This window comes from Amycolatopsis sp. (assembly GCF_035546795.1).
Classification (GTDB): Bacteria; Actinomycetota; Actinomycetes; order Mycobacteriales; family Pseudonocardiaceae; genus Amycolatopsis_E.
Map to the genome: position 1 here is coordinate 109,492 of NZ_DASZWC010000001.1, position 16,228 is coordinate 125,719.

A 16,228-nucleotide genomic window follows, 5' to 3' on the forward strand; every position below is an offset into this window, starting at 1 on the left:
GCAAGAGGTCGGGCGAGACGAACGCCGGCGGCGCCGAGGCGACATCGTCGAGCACGAACCCCAGCCACAGCGGGCTGCGCAGGGCCACGGCCAGCCCAAGCCGATCCGCGCGGCCGCGTCCGGGATTGACGAATGCCAGGTCCGCAGGGGCCGGGGCGAAAACCGGAACAGCTCCTGCCGGGCGATCTCCGGGAAGCACCGCAGGTCCTCCGGCTCCTCGTCCGTGCACATCGGCGCGACCACCCAGCACCTCCGCCAGAGCCTGAAGATCCCCTGGCCAGGAGCCTACCCAGCCGTAACCGACCGCTTTCTCCCGGAGGCCACGGCTATCCCGTGGCGGCGAGCAGCTCCCGCAGGGTTCCGGGCAGTTGCTGCGGTTCGTCGGCCAGGGCAGTGAGCACGCCCTCACGCAGTACGGTCAGCCGGCTCGCTGTTCGTTCGGCGGCCTGAAAGACAGACGCCGTGCCTGCGCGGGCCTCGTCGACGGCGATTTCGGCTCGGGCGCGGGCGGCGGCTTGTTCGGAAGTGCGTGCCCGTTCGGCGTCGAGTGCCACCTGGTGTTCCTCGCGCAGGACACGGGTGTGCTGGTCGTAGTCGTCCTGCAACTGGCGGCGCGCGGCTTGGTCCTGCGCGCGCAGGTCGGCCAACGCCTGCTCGTACCGGCCGTGGAGTTCGCCGAGTTCGGCGCGATGGCGTTCGGTGGCGTCCCGCAGGTCCTGTTCGAGGCTGCGGGCACGGGCGTGGGCGGCTTCGGCCTCCGTGCCGCGGGCGGCGACGTCGCGGGTGAGGTCTTCGATGCGCTCCGCTGCCTGGCGTTGCTCCGCGGACAGCCGGTCGACCTGGGCTTCCAGCGCCTCAGCCTTGCCCTGCGCGGCGATCCGGTCGGCTGTGGCCTGCTGGGCGGCCGCGCGGTCCCGTGCCGCTTGTTGCGCGGCGTCGGCGGCCTTCGCTTCGGCTTCCCGCGCTGCGCGCTCCGCCGACACGGCCCGCTCTTCTGCTTCGGCGGCGTGAGCGTCGGCCTGCGCCGCGCGTGTCAGTGCCGCGTCGCGCGCGGCTTCGGCCTCGGCGGCAGCTTCTTTGGCTGCGGTCACTTCTTCGTCGAGCCGGTTGTCCAGCGCCGCGAGGCCCTGCTGCAGCGGCGTGATCACGGCCAGCGCCGCCGAAACGTCACGACCGAATCCGGCGAGGTCGAGGCCGGGGAACGCCGCCCCGTAGGTGGCGTGGATGACCTGGTCGGCCTCGTCCAGGCGGGCGCAGGTCACTTCGCGCCCCTTCTCGTCGACCGCCCACACATGGTCGCAGGTGTCGGCAGTGCGCCCACGCCCGCCAAGGCCCTTGCGCGGATGCCGCTGGCAGAACCGGCACAGGTCCGCGTCCAGCGGGGGCTCGCGACGTCCGTCGGCATCCCGGCGCGGCGGTGCCGGAGTCTCAAGCCTCTGATCTGCGATTTCTTCCACGGCACTAGTCTACCAGTATCGCATTCTTGATTGGAAATAACTCATTATCTTTCATGAATCTGATTGCGAGAAGCCCTCGATAATCCCGGTTATCGCGAGTGTATGCGCTAGGATCGGGCCGGTCGGAACTTGGACGACGAAAGCCGTGATCGTCACGGTGACGAAACTCGGTCGAGGTGTGGAGCAACATGGAGCCCCGGAACGGATCGCCCGCGAGCGACGACCTCTCCCCTATCTCGCTCGCGCCGTACGAGCCCCGGCCGCTGCCCGCGCGCGAACCCGATGCGGCCGAGCTCGCCGACCTCCTGCGTGACGCGATCGCCGAGCTGCCCGCCCTGCCCGCCGAAGACCCGGCCGACCGGTACGGCGCCCGGCCCGTCACGCGGGCCTGGTTCCGGCATATGAAAAGCCACCAGACCCGGCGTTCCTACTGGCGCGGTCTCTCGCTGTGGCTGTCCTATTGCGGCTGGCACCGCGTCGACCCGCTCAACGCGCGCCTCGCCGACGTCAAAGACTGGATCGCCGGCCTCGGCCCCACGAGTCCCGCCACCTACAACGCCCGGCTCGCGGCGGTATCGGCCTGGTACACCGAGCTGATCAACAATCGCGTGCACGACGACAACCCGGCCCGGCTGGTCGCCCGGAACAAGCGCGACCACACCGAATCCCTGACCCGCGCGCTCACCTACGACGAGCTCGTCGCCCTGCTCGGCTACGTCCGTGCCCGCGCCGGACGCCTCCGCAGTGAAGCGGCGCTACGTGACCGGGCGATCCTGGAGATCATGTCCACCACCGGTGTCCGCTCCGGCGCGATCCTGCACGCGCGGATCGGCCCGGACGGCGACCTCGGCATCGACCAGGGCCACCGGATCCTCCGCTACGTCAACAAAGGCGGCCACCGCAAGAAGGCAGACGTGCTGGGCCAGGCGGAACTCGCGCTGGACGACTACCTGTCCGTCCGTGCCGAACGGGAACAGACCCCGGCCGCCGAACTCTCAGGCTGGCTGTTTGCCACCGGCACCGGGCGCCCGCTCACCCAGCGAGACCTGGCGAACCTCCTGCACACGGCCGCCCGCGGCGCGGGCCTCGACGCACCCGACGATGTCGTTCCGCACTCGCTGCGGCACAGCGTCGGATTCCTGGCCTACGAACAGGGCGTCGCGCTCGAAGACCTCTCCGACCTGCTGGGGCACGAGAGCGTCGCGACCACGCTGATCTACGTCCGCCGCACCCGGCGCCGCCAGACCACCCAGATGCTGGCCGACCTCACCAGCGGAACGACGCCGCCACCCGCCGCCCCGGGCACGAGCCGCGCGCCCGCTGACAAACGGCACCTGCGGCTCGTCCAGGACGGCTGAGTCACTCGCGGCCGTAGTACAACCCGGTGCGCCGCAGCACGATCCACTGCTCACCCGGCCGCTGCGCGACGACCGGGTACCAGCGGGGCGCCAGCGCGGCCTGCAGTTCGGCGCCGCGCTGGAGCAGGGAACTCACCGCGGGTTCGCCGACGACGATCAGCGCCGACCAGTCGACGTGCGCCATGAGGTAGTCCTCGGTGACCCCGAACTGCGACTCCAACAGGGTGACCACGTCGTGGCCGGTGTCAGGCGCCGCGCGGACCTCTTCGACGTCGGGCACCTCGACGGGCTCCACCTCGACATCGTCGGCCGGGGCGTCCTCATCCCCGGATTCGTCCCCGGATTCGTCGCGTTGCTCGAACCACACATGCCGGTCGAGGCCGTCGATGGCACTGGTCAGGTCGAACGCCTGCTCGTCGGACAGGATCAAGGTGACCGTGCGTCCGTCGACCAGGGTGAAGGTCAGCTCCGCCTCCGGGACGCCGTTGCTGCCCGGTTCGGCCTCGACGCTGCCGGCGACCTCACCGGCCAACGCCGACTCGGCCGGGCTCTCGTTGCCCGCGCCGACCGACGGCAGGTTCGCGGCCATGTCGAGGACGCAGCGCGCGGCGGTCCAGAACGCCTCCTTGTCCGTGAAGTCCGTGCGGCTGCTGGTCAGCGTGCGCCCCACACCCAGCGTTTCGACGTGGGCTTTCAGCCTGCCGGTCCCGGCCTTGTTCTCCCAGACCGCGGTGACCGTGACGTTGTTCGTCAAGCGCCTGCGGTAGTTCTCGATGTCGCCGTGCCGGGCGAGTTCCCAGCCGCCCACGGTCTCGGGCCAGGCGTCGTTCACGGCGTGTTCCTCTCGGGTGGCGGGCAACTCCGTCCCGTCCGACGTGCCGCGCCCGGTGATCGTTCCGCGCTCCGTGCGCCGGGCGAAATTCGCCGCCCCCGGCGCCGACCTGGGCCGTTGGGGCCGGTGTGTGTCGCGGGTGAGTGATTTCCCCTACACTGGAACGAACGGTTCAACCGGCAGCCGTCGCCGACGAACATCCCGCGCCGCCCTACCGGCGGGGCCCGCGACTGCTTTCCGTCCGGCTGTCCCGTCCCGCTGCGCGGTGGCTCCAGGAGGCACCATCGTGACCGCCGCAAGATCTTCTTCCTCGCATCACCTCGCCGGGTTCCCGCGTCAGCGCCGGACCGAGCCCGTCATCCCGCACCGGCTGCGCCTGCAGGTGCGCCGCCCCACGCCGGACACCGCGGTGGTCGTCATCGCCGGCGAGCTCGACTGGTCGACCGCGCCGCGTCTCGCCGAGCTGCTCACCAGCCGCCTGCGGGGCACGCTGCGCCGCCTCGTGCTGGATCTGTCCGAAGTGGACACTCTGGACACCGAGGGCGCCTCGGTGCTCGCCGTCGCGGAGCTACGCGCCCGCCAGCGCGGTATCGAGTTCGACGTGGTGCACCCCGCTTCCCCCGCCGCCGTGTCGCCGCAACGGAGGCAGGACCAATGAACGAGTCCGTCCCGATACGACGCGCGGTCGCCCAGCCCGAGCCCTGCACCGGGCTCCCGGCCGAGCCCCTGTCCCTGCTCTCCGGGTTCACCGAACGGATGCGGCCGGTGCTCTCCCCCGGCTGGGCCACGCCCGGCGCCTGGAAACCCGTGGTCGGCATTCAGGAGACCGAACGGGGTTTCGTGTTCGAAGTGGAGCTGCCCGGTGCCTGCTGCGACAACGTGCTGGTCGAGGTGCGGGTGCGCGACCTGTGCGTCAGCGGTGAGGTGCCGGCCAAGGGCAGCGCACCCGACAGCGTGCGGCGCAGCGGCCGGTTCTGCTACCGCAGCACGCTGCCGCTGAGCGCCGACGCGCGGAGCATGCAGGCGAACCTCGACCGCGGCCTGCTCACGATCTCGGTGAGCAAGCTCCGCACCCGTTGACTCAGCCCCAGAACCCGGCAAGCGCGGCGGCCGCCCGCAGCCCCTGGCTGTAGCCGGCCTTCGCGGCAGGCTCCCGCACGGCGGGGTCGAGCGGGTTGACCCCGATCGCGGCGAGCGAGGCTTCGTCCGGCTCCGTCACGGTGACCAGGCTGCCCTGCGCCTCCAGTGCCGCCACCTGCGCTTCGAGCTCGTTCATCCCCGGGATGTTCATCGCCTTCACCACCAGCACCTTCGCGCAGCCGGCCGCCAGATCGGCGTTCTCCGGCGAGCGCACGCCACCGTCGACGTAGCGGGCGTCGCCGATCGTGACCGGTGGCCAGCTGCCGGGCACGGCGCAGCTCGCCGCGACCGCGTCCACCAGGCCGACCCCGGAGTGCCGGTCGAAGATCCGTTCCGCGCCGGTGCCGGCGTGCACCGCGACGATCCGCAGGTCCGCCTCCGGCCAGGTGTGTACCGGCAGGCGCGCCTCGATCACGGCACGGCGGTCGGCTTCCGGGACGGTCCGCGCGGCCAGCGCCAGCTGGCCGATCCGTGCCCTGAGCTGCGCCGGGTCGGCCTCCGTGGCGGCCCCGAACATCTCCGCGAGCGCCTCGGCATCCACCACCGACGGCAGTTCCGTCGTCTGCAGCGCGGGGTCGACCTGCCTGCGGTAGAGCTCCTCCAGCGGCAGCCCGCTGGTCAGCTGCGCGGCGACGGTGGAGCCCGCGGACGTGCCGATGAACAGATCGGCTTCGGCCAGGCGCACGCCCTCGGCGGCGAGCCCGGCCAGCAATCCCGTCTGCCAGGCGATACCGGCCACGCCGCCACCGCCGAGCACCAGCCCGCGCCCCGTCATGATCCCCCGCTTCCGGTCGACGCCACGAGGTTTCCCTCCACCTCGACCAGCCATCGACCACAGATACAGCGATGGTAGCGAACGTGGCCCGCCGAGGACCGGTGGCCGGAGCGGGCGATCAGTTCGGCGACGGGACAGCCGCAGCCGGGGCACTGGTGGACCATGCACCCAGCCTGCTGTAATGGACAAGTGCATTTCAACCCTTACGGCGGCTCGGCCGCCCAGGTCGCCGCGGGACTGGTCAACCTCCAGGACGCGGCGCCGGCCGAGCTGCTCGCGATGATGCGCGAAGCGGGGATGTCGATCACGCGGCTCTCGGCAGCCGAGGCCGCCGACGCGATCGCCTGGGGGCGCCGCCTGCGTGCCGTGTTCGAAGCGTCCGATGTGGACACCAGGGTCGGGCTGGTGAACCGGCTGCTGGCCGATTCCGCTTGCCGCCCTTACGTTTCCCGGCACAACGGGATGCCCGCGCACCTGCACTACGCGAGCGAGGATGCGGGCCGCACGGAGCGCACCCGGGCCTACACCGCGGGCGGGCTGGCGCATCTGGCCTGTGAGGATCCGGACCGGATGGGCGTCTGCGCACGCGAGGGCTGCGGACTGGTGTTCGTCGACACCTCGCGCAACGGGCGGCGCCGGTACTGCTCCACTCGGTGCGCGACCCGGGTGCATGTAGCGGAGCACCGGGCCCGGATAGAGTCCAGTGCATGAGCAAGCGCTTAGTGGCGATCGGGGATTCGTTCACCGAGGGCGTCGGCGACGACGATCCGGCTCGGCCGAACGGCGTGCGCGGCTGGGCCGACCGCGTCGCCGAACAGCTCGCCGCCGGGGAGCCCGCCTTCCGCTACGCCAATCTCGCGATCCGCGGCAGGCTGCTCGGCCAGGTGCTCGACGAGCAGCTCGAACCGGCGCTCGCAATGGAGCCCGACCTGGTCACCCTCTACGCCGGCGGCAACGACCTGATGCGCCCCAAGGTCGACATCGACGCGCTCGTCGCGTCCTACGACGAGGCCGTCGCCCGGCTCGCCGCCACGGGGGCGACGGTCGTGCTGTTCACCGGGGTCGACGGGGTCGAGGACCCGTTGTTCCGCAAGATGCGCGGCCGCACCGCGATCTACAACGAGCACATCCGCGTCCTCGCCGCCCGGCACGGCACGCTGGTGGTGGACATGTGGGCGATGCGGCAGCTGCGCGACCGGCGGATGTGGTCGGCCGACCGGTTGCACCTCAACGCGCTGGGCCACACCGAGGTGGCGATCGCGGTGCTGGATGTCCTTGGCGTGCCGAACAAACTCGCCCCGGCCGAGCTGGGACCGAAGCCGCGGGTGGACCGCAGGCGCCAGCGTGCCGAGGATCTGCGCTGGGCACGCGAGCACGCGCTGCCGTGGCTGGGCCGCCGGATCCGCAAGGAGTCCTCCGGCGACACGATCACCGCGAAACGTCCTGCTCTCGAGCCGATCGGGCCGGCCTGACCCCGGCCGGGCGCAGCCCGTCGAACACGATCTCGAGCGTCCGTTGCCGCAGGGCCGGGTCGTCGCCGAGGTGCTCGGCGGCACGGGAGGCGCCGACCATCAACGCGATCAGCTCGGTGACCCCGACGTCGTCGCGAACGGCGCCGACCTCCTGTGCGCGGCTGAGCAGGCAGTTGAGCGCGTCGCGCACCGCGGCGCCGACCTCGGCACCGAGCCTGGGCACGCGCGCGCCGGCCGCGGCGAGGGCGTCGGAGTAGGCGTTCTTGGTCGCGGCCATGTCGGCCCACTGGCTCAGGAACGCGTAGAACGCCGTGCCCGGTTCGTCGGCCTCGGCCCAGGTGGTCGCGTCAGCGGCGAACCGGCGCATCCGCTCCAGGAGCACGGCCTCGAGCAGGGCTTCCTTGGTGGGGAAATGACGGAACACGGTGCCGACCCCGACCCCGGCCTCCTTCGCCACCTCCTCGGTGGGCGCGCTCGTGCCGTCCCGCGCGAACACGGTCTCCGCGGCTTCGAGCACCCGGACCCGGTTCCGCCGGGCGTCCGCGCGCAGAGGTTTCGGTTCGGGCACGCCGAGATGGTATGTCCTGGTGAACACCGCCCGGGAGGTGATCGCGGAAAGTGAATGTCCATCGCCGCTGGACATCACCCGATCCGTGAGTCATCTTGACCTCCAGAGTGATTCCGGTCACAGAGGAGGCACGTGGCATGGTTCTCGGGCCCAACGAAGCGAAAAAGGTCGTCGACAGCCAGGACAGCGAACAACGCACCCAGGTCCGCCGGGCGGCTTTCGCCAGCGCGATCGGCACCACCATCGAGTGGTACGACTTCTTCCTGTACAACACCGCGGCGGCGTTGATCTTCCCGCACCTGTTCTTCCCCGCGTCGAGCAGCTATGCGGGGGCGATGCAGTCCTTCGCGACCTACGCGGTCGGGTTCGCCGCCCGGCCGGTCGGCGCCGCGATCTTCGGGTACTGGGGCGACCGGATCGGCCGCAAGGTCACGCTCGTGATCACCCTGCTGCTGATGGGGATCGCCTCCGGTCTCGTCGGCGTGCTGCCCGGTGCGGCCACGCTCGGCATCGCCGCGCCGATCATCCTGGTGGTGCTGCGGCTGATCCAGGGTCTCGCGATCGGCGGCGAGTGGAGCGGTTCGGTGCTGCTCGCGATGGAATGGGGCAACCAGCGCAAACGCGGGCTGCTGGGCAGTTTCGCCCAGATCGGCGTGCCGGTCGGGCTGGTGCTGGGCACGGGCGGGATGACGCTGCTCTCGGCGCTGTTGTCCGACGACGCGTTCAACTCCTGGGGCTGGCGGATCCCGTTCCTGCTCAGTCTCGTGCTGGTCGGGGTGGGGCTGGTGATCCGGCTGCGCATCCTGGAAACGCCGATGTTCGCCGCCGTGGTGGCGAAGAAGCGGATCTCGCGCAGCCCGGTCGTCGACGCGGTCAAGCACCATTGGCGCGAGATCCTGCTCTCGGCGGGCCTGCGGTTCAGCGAGCAGATGCCGTTCTACCTGTTCACCAGCTACGTGCTGGTCTACGTGGTGGCCCAGCACCACTACTCGAAGACGTTCGTGCTCAACGCCGTGCTCGTCGCGGCGGCGCTGGAGCTGTTCGCGATCCCGTTCTTCTCCCAGCTCTCCGATCGCGTCGGCCGCAAACGGATCTACCTCATCGGCGCGGTGCTGACCGGGGTGATCGCGTTCCCGTACTTCACGGTGCTCAAGGGTGGCGGGCACGTCGCGATCTTCGTCGCGGTGATCATCTCGTTGATGGTGCACGCGCTGCAGTACGGACCGCAGGCGGCCCTGATCGGGGAAAGCTTCCCGACGCATCTGCGCTATGGCGGCGCCGGGCTGGGCTACCAGCTCGCGTCGGTGTTCGCCGGTGGCCCCGCGCCGCTGCTGGCGACGTGGCTGCTGCAGGTCACCGGCACGCCGTATTCGATCTCGGCCTACATCGTGCTCTCCGCCGTGGTGACGGTGATCTGCGTGGTGCTGTTGAAAGATCGGTCTCGCGCCGACATCACCGACGACGCGACCTACGCCCGCACCTGACGACAGTGGCCCCTCTCCCGGTTCGGGAGCGGGGCCACTGCGCGGCTTGCGGTTACGGCTTCGGGAGCGGGCCGCTGCCCGGTCCCTGGGGCCCTTGCTGGCCTGGGTTCTGCGGGGGCTGCTGCGACGGGTAGGGGCTGATCGGCGGTGAGTAATGCTGGCCCGGGTTACGCAGCGGCAGGTTCGGGTTCTGCTGGGGCGGCTGGCTTTGCGGTGCCTGCGGGGGCGTCGGCGGCTGCTGCTTGACCGTCTGCGGTTCCTCCGGCTCGACCGGCTCCGCCGCCGGCGTCGGCGGTGCGTCGACCGGGGCCTTCGGCGCGGCGGACGTGCCGCGCAGCACGTTCGCCGCCGGCGGAGCCGGGCTGCCCGCCGAACCCAGCGGCCCCGGCACCTCCTGGCGCGCGACCTTCTCCGCCTCACGCACCGCTTCGGCGATCCGCGGGTCGGTGGAGGTGTCGAACCAAGAGGACACCTCGTCGTCGTCGAACGTCGGCGGCTGGATGTCCTCGTCCTTGGCCGGCTCGTACCGGAACACCCCGTCGTCGTCCTGCTTGGCGAAGGCGCGGGCGAACTGGTTCAGGGCGTTGCCGTAGTCGCTGGGCACCAGCCACACCTTGTTCGCGTCGCCCTGCGCCATCTGCGGCAGCGTCTGCAGGTACTGGTAGGCCAGCACCTCCGGCGTCGGGCGGCCCGCCTTCACCGCGGCGAACACCTTCTCGATCGCCTTCGCCTGGCCCTGCGCCTGCAGGTAGCGGGCGGCCCGTTCACCCTGGGCGCGCAGGATGCGGGACTGCCTGTCCGCCTCCGCGGCCATGATCGTGGCCTGCTTCTGGCCTTCGGCCGCGAGGATCTGCGACTGCTTCTGCCCTTCCGCCGTCTTGATCGCGGCTTCCCGCTGACCTTCGGCGTTCAGGATCATCGCGCGCTTCTCCCGGTCGGCGCGCATCTGCTTCTCCATCGAGTCCTGGATCGACGGCGGCGGGTCGATCGCCTTGAGCTCGACTCGGGCGACCCGGATGCCCCAGCGGCCGGTCGCCTCGTCCAGCACCCCGCGCAGCTGGCTGTTGATCTGGTCGCGAGAGGTCAGCGCCTGCTCCAGGGTCATGCCGCCGACCACGTTCCGCAGCGTGGTGGTGGTCAGCTGCTCGACACCGACGATGTAGTTGGAGATCTCGTACACCGCCGCCCGCGAGTCGGTGACCTGGAAGTAGACGACCGTGTCGATCGAAACCGTCAGGTTGTCCTCGGTGATCACCGGCTGCGGCGGGAAGGAGACGACCTGTTCGCGCAGGTCGATCCGGGCGCGCACCTTGTCCAGGAAGGGCACCAGGAAGTTCAGGCCGGGCGAGGCCACCGTGCGGAATCTGCCGAGCCGCTCGATCACCGCCGACTGTGCCTGCGGGACCACCATGATCGCCTTCGCGATCGTGACGATCACGAACAGGGCGATGACCACAACGACTATGACGGCTGCGGTTCCCAAGTTCTCTCCCAGTGTGCGGGTCGGTTTGTCATAGCTCCGGGGACACCACGGCCGTGGCGCCCGATATCTGTACCACGGTCACCCTCGTGCCGGGTTCGATTGCCTCCCCTTCGGCGAGGCTGCGCGCGCTCCACACGTCGCCACCCAGCTTCACCTGGCCGCCGTCACCGTCCACGGTGGACAGCGCAACGCCTTTCGTGCCGACCAGCGCCTCGATGCCGGTCTTGACGTCGGGCCCGTGCAGGAAGCGTTTCTTGAGCGCGGGCCGGGCCAGCCAGAGCAGCGCCGCGGACGCGACGGCGAACACGATCACGTCGATGACCGCGTTGCCGGTGAAGAGCGCGGCCCCGGCGCCGACGAGCGCGCCGCCGCCGAGCATCAGCAGCACGAAGTCACCGGACACGACCTCGGCCACCATGAGTGCGATGCCCACGATCAGCCAGATCAGCGCCGGTGTCATGTCGCTATCGTGGCAGAAAGTGACCATTGGCAGCCACCGCGCCACCCGAAGTGACCATCGCGTGACCTTCGGCGACTCAGTCCCGCGGGACGGTCACGAAGTCGATCAGCCGCTCCACCGCGCCGAGCAGCGGGGTCTCCAGGTCGCGGAAACCGGACACCGCGCCGAGCACCCGCTGCCATCCTTCGTAGGGCTCGCCCCAGCCGAGAGCAGTGCAGACGCCTTCCTTCCACGGCTGCCCGCGCGGCACCTCCGGCCACGCCCTGATCCCGACCGCCGCGGGTTTCACGGCCTGCCAGATGTCGACGTAGGGGTGGCCGGTGACCAGCACGTTGTCGTCGTGGATCGCGTCGACCAGGCGGGATTCCTTGCTGTTCGGCACGAGGTGGTCGACCAGCACGCCCAGCCGCCGTTCCCGGCCGGTGCCGAACTCCTCGATGCGCTCGGCGAGCACGTCCACGCCGTCCAGCGGTTCGACCACGACGCCCTCCACGCGCAGGTCGTGCCCCCACACGCGTTCGACGAGCTCCGCGTCGTGCTTGCCCTCGACCCAGATCCGCGAGTCACGGGCGGTGCGCGCCTTGAGGCCCTGCACCTTCACCGAGCCGGACGCCGAGATCGTGCGCGCGGGCTTGGCCGCGGCCTTCGGCGGCACAAGGGTCACGGGTTTGCCTTCGAGCAGGAACCCGGCCGGGCTCAACGGAAAGACGCGATGCTTCCCGCGGCGGTCTTCGAGCACGACATTGCCGTACTCGAGCCGGACCACCGCGCCGCAGAACCCGCTGCCCGGTTCCTCGACCACGAGCCCCGCTTCCGCGGCCACCTCGGGGATCTTCCGCTTACGCGGCCCGGAAAGGACGTCGTCATAGGAATGGGATCGCACGACCGGGGACGGTAGCGCCGCGGCGGCGGGCCGTCTTGCCGCCACGCCGGGCGTCGGTCCCGTGGCAGGAAAGGTGGGAAACAGGTCATTGCCGTCATCGCTGGTGGGAGCGACGATCGAAGGCATGCGGACACGGTCGGTGCTCATCGTTCTCTTCGACGGCGTGCAGAGCCTCGACGTCACGGGTCCGCTGGAGGTACTGGCCGGGGCGAACACCTGGCAGGCGGCGCACGGGGGCGCGCCGGCGTTCGAGATCGCCACGGCGAGCCTCGGCGGCGGCGCGGTGCGCAGCTCCAGCAATCTGTGCGTGCTCCCGGACCGGGATCTGCGCGCGGCCACCGGCCTGGACATGGTGCTGGTGCCGGGCGGCGAGGGGACGCGGCCGGCCGATCCCGCGCTCGTGGCGTGGCTGCGGGAGCGCGGCGGGCAGGCGGGGCAGCTGGTTTCGGTGTGCACGGGGGCGTTCCTGCTCGCCGAAGCCGGGCTGTTGAGCGGAAAACGGGTCACCACGCACTGGGCATACTGCCAGTCGCTGGCCCACCGCTTCCCGGATCTCGACGTCGAAACCGAGCCGATCTTCGTGCGTGACGGGCATGTGGTGACCTCGGCCGGGGTGACGGCCGGGATCGACCTCGCGCTCGCGCTGGTGGAGGACCAGCTCGGGCGCGAGGCCGCGCTGGCCGTGGCGCGGCGGCTGGTGGTGTTCCTGCGGCGGCCGGGCAACCAGGCGCAGTTCAGCGCCCAGCTGTCCACCCAGGTCGCGCAGCGGGAACCGGTGGGCGAGGTGCAGCAGTGGATCGTCGAGCACCCCGAGGCCGACCTGTCCGTGGAAGCGCTTTCCCAGCGTGCTCGGCTGTCGCCACGGCAGTTCGCGCGCGTGTTCGCGGCCGAAGTCGGGATGAACCCCGGCCGCTACGTCGACCGCGTCCGCCTCGAGGCCGCGCGCCGGCTGCTGGAGGACAGCCGCGACAGCGTCGAGACCATCGCCCGCCAGTGCGGTTACGGCACCCCCGAGGCGATGCGGCGCGCGTTCCTGCGGGCCCTCGACGTGGGGCCCGCCGAGTACCGCCGTCGTTTCCATCCCGGATTTTCCCGATCGGACAAGGAGCATCATGCGGATCGCGATCCTGTTGTTTGACCGGTTCACCGCGCTGGACGCGGTGGGCCCCTACGAGGTGCTCAGCCGCCTGCCCGAGACCGAGGTCGTCTTCGTCGGCGAGCGCACGGGCCCGGTGACCAACGAGGTGGGCAGCCTCGGGCTGGAGGTGGCCGCGACGCTGGACGAACTGCCCGACCCGGAGGTGATCGTCGTCCCCGGCGGACCGGGGCAGACCGGCCAGATGACCGACGGCCCCGTGCACGAGTGGCTGCGCTGCGCCGACGCGACCAGCGTCTGGACCACATCGGTTTGCACCGGCTCGCTGATCCTCGCCGCCGCCGGACTGCTGAAGGGGCGCCGGGCGGCCTCGCACTGGCTGGCGCTGGACCAGTTGCCCTCGCTCGGCGTGCAGCCGAGCTCCGGGCGCGTGGTCAGCGACGGGAAGTACGTCACCGCGGCCGGGGTTTCCTCCGGCATCGACATGGCGCTGACCCTGGCCGGCCGGATCGCCGGGGACACCTTCGCCCAGGGCATCCAGCTGGGGATCGAGTACGACCCGCAGCCGCCGTATGACGCCGGCGCACCGGACAAGGCCCCCGCCCAGGTCGTCGCCGCGCTGCGCTCGATGAGCCGGTTCATTCTGACCGGCCCGCACGCGGCCTGAGGAACACCACCGCGCCCACACCACCCGCGGCGACCAGGGCGGCCGCGATCCAGAACGCCAGGTGAAAACCCGCGGCCAATGCCGAGGGCAGTGGCTCGGATGCGGCGAGCCGGTCGCTGCGGGTAGCGGCCAGCACTGCGAGCACCGACAGCCCGACCGCGCCGCCGACCTGCTGCGTCGTGTTGAACAGGCCGGACGCCAGCCCGGCGTCTTCGGGCCGCGCGTCGCTCATGCCCAGCGCCATCAGCGCGGGCATCGCGAGCCCGAAGCCGATCCCCATCGGCAGCAGCCCGGGCAGCAGGTCGGTGACGTAATGCCCGTCCACCGGGACGCGGGCCAGCACCACGACACCGGCGGTGATCAGCGCCAGACCGGTCAGCAGCACCGGCCGTTCCCCGAACCTGGCCGTCGCCCTGGCCGAGAGACCGAGCGAGACCACCGCGATCGCGAGCGCCACCGGCAGCATCGCGAACCCGGTCTGCTCGGCCGAGTAGGCCAGCACCTGCCGCATATACAGCACGACGAGGAACTGGAAGCCGAACATCGCGGCGACCAGCAGGGCCAGCACGACGTTGGCGCCGGACAGGATGCGCGAGGCGAAGATCCGTAACGGCAGCAACGGGTTGCGGGCCGTGGCCTGCCGGACCACGAAAGCGATCAGCAGCACCACGGCCGCCCCGCCGAAGCCCAGCGTGTGCGCCGATCCCCAGCCGTGCCCGTCGACCTCGACGATCGTGTAGACGCCGAGCATCAGGCCCGCGGTCACGAGGATCGCGCCGAACACGTCCGCCCCGTTGCGGAGCCCGATGCCGCGGTCGTCTTCCAGCACGCGCAGCGACATCCCCGCCGCGATGATCCCGATCGGCAGGTTGATCAGGAAGATCCAGTGCCAGCTGACCGCCTGGGTCAGTAGACCGCCCGCGACGCTCCCGATCGAGCCACCCGCCGCCTGCACGAAGCTGAACGCCCCGATGGCCTTGGCCCGCGCGCCGGGTTCGGGGAACAGCCCGACGATCATCCCGAGTACGACCGCGGAGGAGGTCGCGCCACCTACGCCCTGCAGGAACCGGGCGGCCACCAGCACTTCGGCGTTCCAAGCCAGCCCGCACACCAGGGAGGCGGCGGTGAACAGGAGCATCCCGGCGAGGAACACCTTGCGGCGGCCGACGAGGTCGCCGAGCCTGCCGGTGAGCAGCAGCAGCCCGCCGAACGCGATGCCGTAGGCGTTGATCACCCACGCCAGGCCGGACTGGGAGAAGCCGAGATCGTCGCGGATCGAGGGCAGCGCGACGTTCACGATCGTCTGGTCGAGCACGATCATCAGCGTCTGCGCGCAGAGCACGACCAGCGCGAGCAGCCGCGACCGGTCGGTGGTGGGCTTGGTCTGGGTCATCTGAACTCCAAGAGGGCACGATTTGTAACAGTGCCCATCTTGTGTTCCTCGGGCGATGCGCGAAAGAAGGCAGTTTGGTGTGCCAGTGGCACATTCCTGTGACCGTCCAGGTCAGCACGCCCACGCTGCGCGAACTGGCCGACGGTCGCTCAGGAGACTATGTGTAACAGGGTTGATCTGAGGTAACGTTGAGCGGCCGGAAGGAGGCCGCTCATGTCCGATCCCATCGCCGAGGCCTGCCCGATCGTCGAGGTGCTCGACCACGTCGCGGGCAAGTGGAGTATCGGCATCATCGTCGCCGCGGCCGACGGGCCGGTGCGGTTCACCGAGCTGGAGCGCCACATCGAGGGCATCAGCCGCCGCATGCTGACGCTGAACCTGCGCAAGCTGGAGCGCGACGGCCTGCTGGTGCGCACCGTGTACCCGACTGTCCCGCCGAAGGTCGAATACTCGCTCACCGACATGGCGCGCGAGCTGTACACCTCGCTCACCGGGCTGCTCGGCTGGGCCGAACGGCACCGCCTCGCGATCGCCCAGGCCCGCGCCGCTTACGACGCGGGCAAGGAATCAGTTCCGGCCTGAGCCGTACTCACCGCACCCGCGTACCTGTGTCGGCGAAGCGGAACTCCACCACTGTCGGCAGATCCGTCAGGTCGAGGGCTTCCTTCAGGCGCGGCACACCGAGTGTGGCGATGCGTTCCCGCACCGCGGTCAGATCCGCGTCCGGTTCGGCCGTGACGGTCACCAGCAGGGTCGGCGAATCCTGGTTGCCGGACAGCACAGCGTCGGCCGAGGCCACGCCGCGGTAACGGCCCACCTCACCGGCGAACGGCTCGGTCGCGACCGAGGCCGCCAGGTTCGTGCTGCCCCGCGACTCCGCGCTTTCCCACCGCCACGCGGAAGTCTTCGGACGGCGCAACGCCTGTGCGGACAGCCACCACAGGAACAGCAGACCCAGCACCACCGCGACGACGGCCACGAGCCAGAGCACCCAGATCGGCGGCAGCTCGGAGCCGGGCACCAACGGTTGCTCCCGGTCGATCAGCCGCAGCCAGCCATACGACGTGGTGATCGCGAACGCGCCGGCCGCGAGCAGCACCACGCCGAAGAACGCCAGCAGCGTGCGGTTGAGCCGGGCCGGGCGGTTGAGGCTCGCCATG

Annotated in this window: 18 protein-coding genes; 9 read left to right on the forward strand and 9 right to left on the reverse strand. The window is 70.7% G+C overall.

Going from position 1 to position 16,228, the window contains the following annotated elements; translation table 11 throughout:
- Positions 1 to 326 precede the first annotated feature (326 nt).
- Positions 327 to 1,457 carry a hypothetical protein gene (locus VHD82_RS00565; RefSeq protein WP_325695770.1) on the reverse strand — a complete coding sequence of 377 codons (1,131 nt, stop codon included), beginning with the start codon at positions 1,455 to 1,457 and terminating at the stop codon, positions 327 to 329.
- A 188-nt stretch (positions 1,458 to 1,645) separates the two neighbouring features.
- Here VHD82_RS00565 and VHD82_RS00570 point away from each other — a divergent pair, with 188 nt between their 5' ends.
- Positions 1,646 to 2,815 (forward strand): tyrosine-type recombinase/integrase, encoded by a 1,170-nt coding sequence (locus VHD82_RS00570; protein ID WP_325695775.1) that lies wholly within the window; start codon positions 1,646 to 1,648, stop codon positions 2,813 to 2,815.
- A 1-nt stretch (position 2,816) separates the two neighbouring features.
- On the opposite strand, the gene VHD82_RS00575 is transcribed toward VHD82_RS00570, so the two are convergent.
- Positions 2,817 to 3,647, reverse strand: coding sequence for a hypothetical protein (locus VHD82_RS00575; protein WP_325695777.1), 831 nt, complete (start codon positions 3,645 to 3,647; stop codon positions 2,817 to 2,819).
- Positions 3,648 to 3,933: 286 nt separating this feature from the next.
- Between VHD82_RS00575 and VHD82_RS00580 the strand changes: the two genes are divergently transcribed.
- Together VHD82_RS00580 and VHD82_RS00585 are read left to right on the forward strand one after the other, a co-directional pair.
- Positions 3,934 to 4,305, forward strand: coding sequence for an STAS domain-containing protein (locus VHD82_RS00580; RefSeq protein WP_325695779.1), 372 nt, complete (start codon positions 3,934 to 3,936; stop codon positions 4,303 to 4,305).
- The gene (locus VHD82_RS00585; RefSeq protein ID WP_325695781.1) at positions 4,302 to 4,727 is read left to right on the forward strand and encodes an Hsp20/alpha crystallin family protein; all 426 of its coding nucleotides are present in this window, start codon (positions 4,302 to 4,304) and stop codon (positions 4,725 to 4,727) included. Before VHD82_RS00580 ends, VHD82_RS00585 begins: the two co-directional genes overlap by 4 nt.
- Position 4,728: 1 nt before the next feature.
- Here the strand turns inward: VHD82_RS00585 and VHD82_RS00590 are convergent, their stop codons facing one another.
- Entirely contained in the window at positions 4,729 to 5,562 is an 834-nt protein-coding gene (locus VHD82_RS00590; RefSeq protein WP_325695783.1) for a patatin-like phospholipase family protein, read from the reverse strand.
- Between the two features lie 189 nt (positions 5,563 to 5,751).
- Between VHD82_RS00590 and VHD82_RS00595 the strand changes: the two genes are divergently transcribed.
- Together VHD82_RS00595 and VHD82_RS00600 are read left to right on the forward strand one after the other, a co-directional pair.
- The gene (locus tag VHD82_RS00595) at positions 5,752 to 6,273 is read left to right on the forward strand and encodes a CGNR zinc finger domain-containing protein (protein ID WP_325695785.1); all 522 of its coding nucleotides are present in this window, start codon (positions 5,752 to 5,754) and stop codon (positions 6,271 to 6,273) included.
- Positions 6,270 to 7,034 carry an SGNH/GDSL hydrolase family protein gene (locus VHD82_RS00600; protein WP_325695787.1) on the forward strand — a complete coding sequence of 255 codons (765 nt, stop codon included), beginning with the start codon at positions 6,270 to 6,272 and terminating at the stop codon, positions 7,032 to 7,034. The genes VHD82_RS00595 and VHD82_RS00600 overlap by 4 nt, the downstream gene beginning before the upstream one ends.
- On the opposite strand, the gene VHD82_RS00605 is transcribed toward VHD82_RS00600, so the two are convergent.
- On the reverse strand, positions 6,991 to 7,602 hold the full coding sequence (locus tag VHD82_RS00605) for a helix-turn-helix domain-containing protein (RefSeq protein WP_325695789.1): 612 nt from the start codon (positions 7,600 to 7,602) through the stop codon (positions 6,991 to 6,993). The genes VHD82_RS00600 and VHD82_RS00605 overlap by 44 nt on opposite strands.
- Before the next feature lie 137 nt (positions 7,603 to 7,739).
- Between VHD82_RS00605 and VHD82_RS00610 the strand changes: the two genes are divergently transcribed.
- On the forward strand, positions 7,740 to 9,086 hold the full coding sequence (locus VHD82_RS00610) for an MFS transporter (protein ID WP_325695791.1): 1,347 nt from the start codon (positions 7,740 to 7,742) through the stop codon (positions 9,084 to 9,086).
- Positions 9,087 to 9,138: 52 nt separating this feature from the next.
- Here VHD82_RS00610 and VHD82_RS00615 read toward each other — a convergent pair whose 3' ends face one another.
- The 3 genes from VHD82_RS00615 to VHD82_RS00625 form a co-directional block, all read right to left on the reverse strand.
- The gene (locus VHD82_RS00615) at positions 9,139 to 10,569 is read right to left on the reverse strand and encodes an SPFH domain-containing protein (RefSeq protein ID WP_325695792.1); all 1,431 of its coding nucleotides are present in this window, start codon (positions 10,567 to 10,569) and stop codon (positions 9,139 to 9,141) included.
- Positions 10,570 to 10,597: 28 nt separating this feature from the next.
- Positions 10,598 to 11,029 (reverse strand): NfeD family protein, encoded by a 432-nt coding sequence (locus VHD82_RS00620; RefSeq protein WP_325695794.1) that lies wholly within the window; start codon positions 11,027 to 11,029, stop codon positions 10,598 to 10,600.
- A gap of 76 nt (positions 11,030 to 11,105) precedes the next feature.
- Positions 11,106 to 11,912, reverse strand: coding sequence for a DUF3097 domain-containing protein (locus VHD82_RS00625; protein WP_325695796.1), 807 nt, complete (start codon positions 11,910 to 11,912; stop codon positions 11,106 to 11,108).
- Between the two features lie 124 nt (positions 11,913 to 12,036).
- Here VHD82_RS00625 and VHD82_RS00630 point away from each other — a divergent pair, with 124 nt between their 5' ends.
- Both VHD82_RS00630 and VHD82_RS00635 read left to right on the forward strand, forming a co-directional pair.
- Positions 12,037 to 13,050, forward strand: coding sequence for a GlxA family transcriptional regulator (locus VHD82_RS00630; RefSeq protein WP_325695798.1), 1,014 nt, complete (start codon positions 12,037 to 12,039; stop codon positions 13,048 to 13,050).
- On the forward strand, positions 13,025 to 13,675 hold the full coding sequence (locus tag VHD82_RS00635; protein ID WP_325695800.1) for a DJ-1/PfpI family protein: 651 nt from the start codon (positions 13,025 to 13,027) through the stop codon (positions 13,673 to 13,675). The genes VHD82_RS00630 and VHD82_RS00635 overlap by 26 nt, the downstream gene beginning before the upstream one ends.
- Here the strand turns inward: VHD82_RS00635 and VHD82_RS00640 are convergent.
- On the reverse strand, positions 13,647 to 15,068 hold the full coding sequence (locus VHD82_RS00640) for a DHA2 family efflux MFS transporter permease subunit (protein ID WP_325695802.1): 1,422 nt from the start codon (positions 15,066 to 15,068) through the stop codon (positions 13,647 to 13,649). The genes VHD82_RS00635 and VHD82_RS00640 overlap by 29 nt on opposite strands.
- Positions 15,069 to 15,281: 213 nt before the next feature.
- Here VHD82_RS00640 and VHD82_RS00645 point away from each other — a divergent pair, with 213 nt between their 5' ends.
- Complete coding sequence (locus VHD82_RS00645; protein ID WP_325695804.1) at positions 15,282 to 15,650, forward strand: helix-turn-helix domain-containing protein; 369 nt, start codon at positions 15,282 to 15,284, stop codon at positions 15,648 to 15,650.
- A gap of 7 nt (positions 15,651 to 15,657) precedes the next feature.
- On the opposite strand, the gene VHD82_RS00650 is transcribed toward VHD82_RS00645, so the two are convergent.
- Positions 15,658 to 16,227, reverse strand: a complete 570-nt coding sequence (locus VHD82_RS00650) for an alkaline shock response membrane anchor protein AmaP (protein WP_325695806.1) — start codon at positions 16,225 to 16,227, stop codon at positions 15,658 to 15,660.
- Position 16,228 lies beyond the last annotated feature (1 nt).

Bases quoted from the DNA above. Each gene is read 5' to 3' on its own strand.
- VHD82_RS00645 (WP_325695804.1), top strand. From the start codon at position 15,282: ATGTCCGATCCCATCGCCGAGGCCTGCCCGATCGTCGAGGTGCTCGAC.
- VHD82_RS00610 (WP_325695791.1), top strand. From the start codon at position 7,740: ATGGTTCTCGGGCCCAACGAAGCGAAAAAGGTCGTCGACAGCCAGGAC.
- VHD82_RS00630 (WP_325695798.1), top strand. From the start codon at position 12,037: ATGCGGACACGGTCGGTGCTCATCGTTCTCTTCGACGGCGTGCAGAGC.
- VHD82_RS00650 (WP_325695806.1), bottom strand. From the start codon at position 16,227: ATGGCGAGCCTCAACCGCCCGGCCCGGCTCAACCGCACGCTGCTGGCG.
- VHD82_RS00590 (WP_325695783.1), bottom strand. From the start codon at position 5,562: ATGACGGGGCGCGGGCTGGTGCTCGGCGGTGGCGGCGTGGCCGGTATC.
- VHD82_RS00570 (WP_325695775.1), top strand. From the start codon at position 1,646: ATGGAGCCCCGGAACGGATCGCCCGCGAGCGACGACCTCTCCCCTATC.
- VHD82_RS00600 (WP_325695787.1), top strand. From the start codon at position 6,270: ATGAGCAAGCGCTTAGTGGCGATCGGGGATTCGTTCACCGAGGGCGTC.
- VHD82_RS00640 (WP_325695802.1), bottom strand. From the start codon at position 15,068: ATGACCCAGACCAAGCCCACCACCGACCGGTCGCGGCTGCTCGCGCTG.
- VHD82_RS00635 (WP_325695800.1), top strand. From the start codon at position 13,025: ATGCGGATCGCGATCCTGTTGTTTGACCGGTTCACCGCGCTGGACGCG.
- VHD82_RS00620 (WP_325695794.1), bottom strand. From the start codon at position 11,029: ATGACACCGGCGCTGATCTGGCTGATCGTGGGCATCGCACTCATGGTG.
- VHD82_RS00585 (WP_325695781.1), top strand. From the start codon at position 4,302: ATGAACGAGTCCGTCCCGATACGACGCGCGGTCGCCCAGCCCGAGCCC.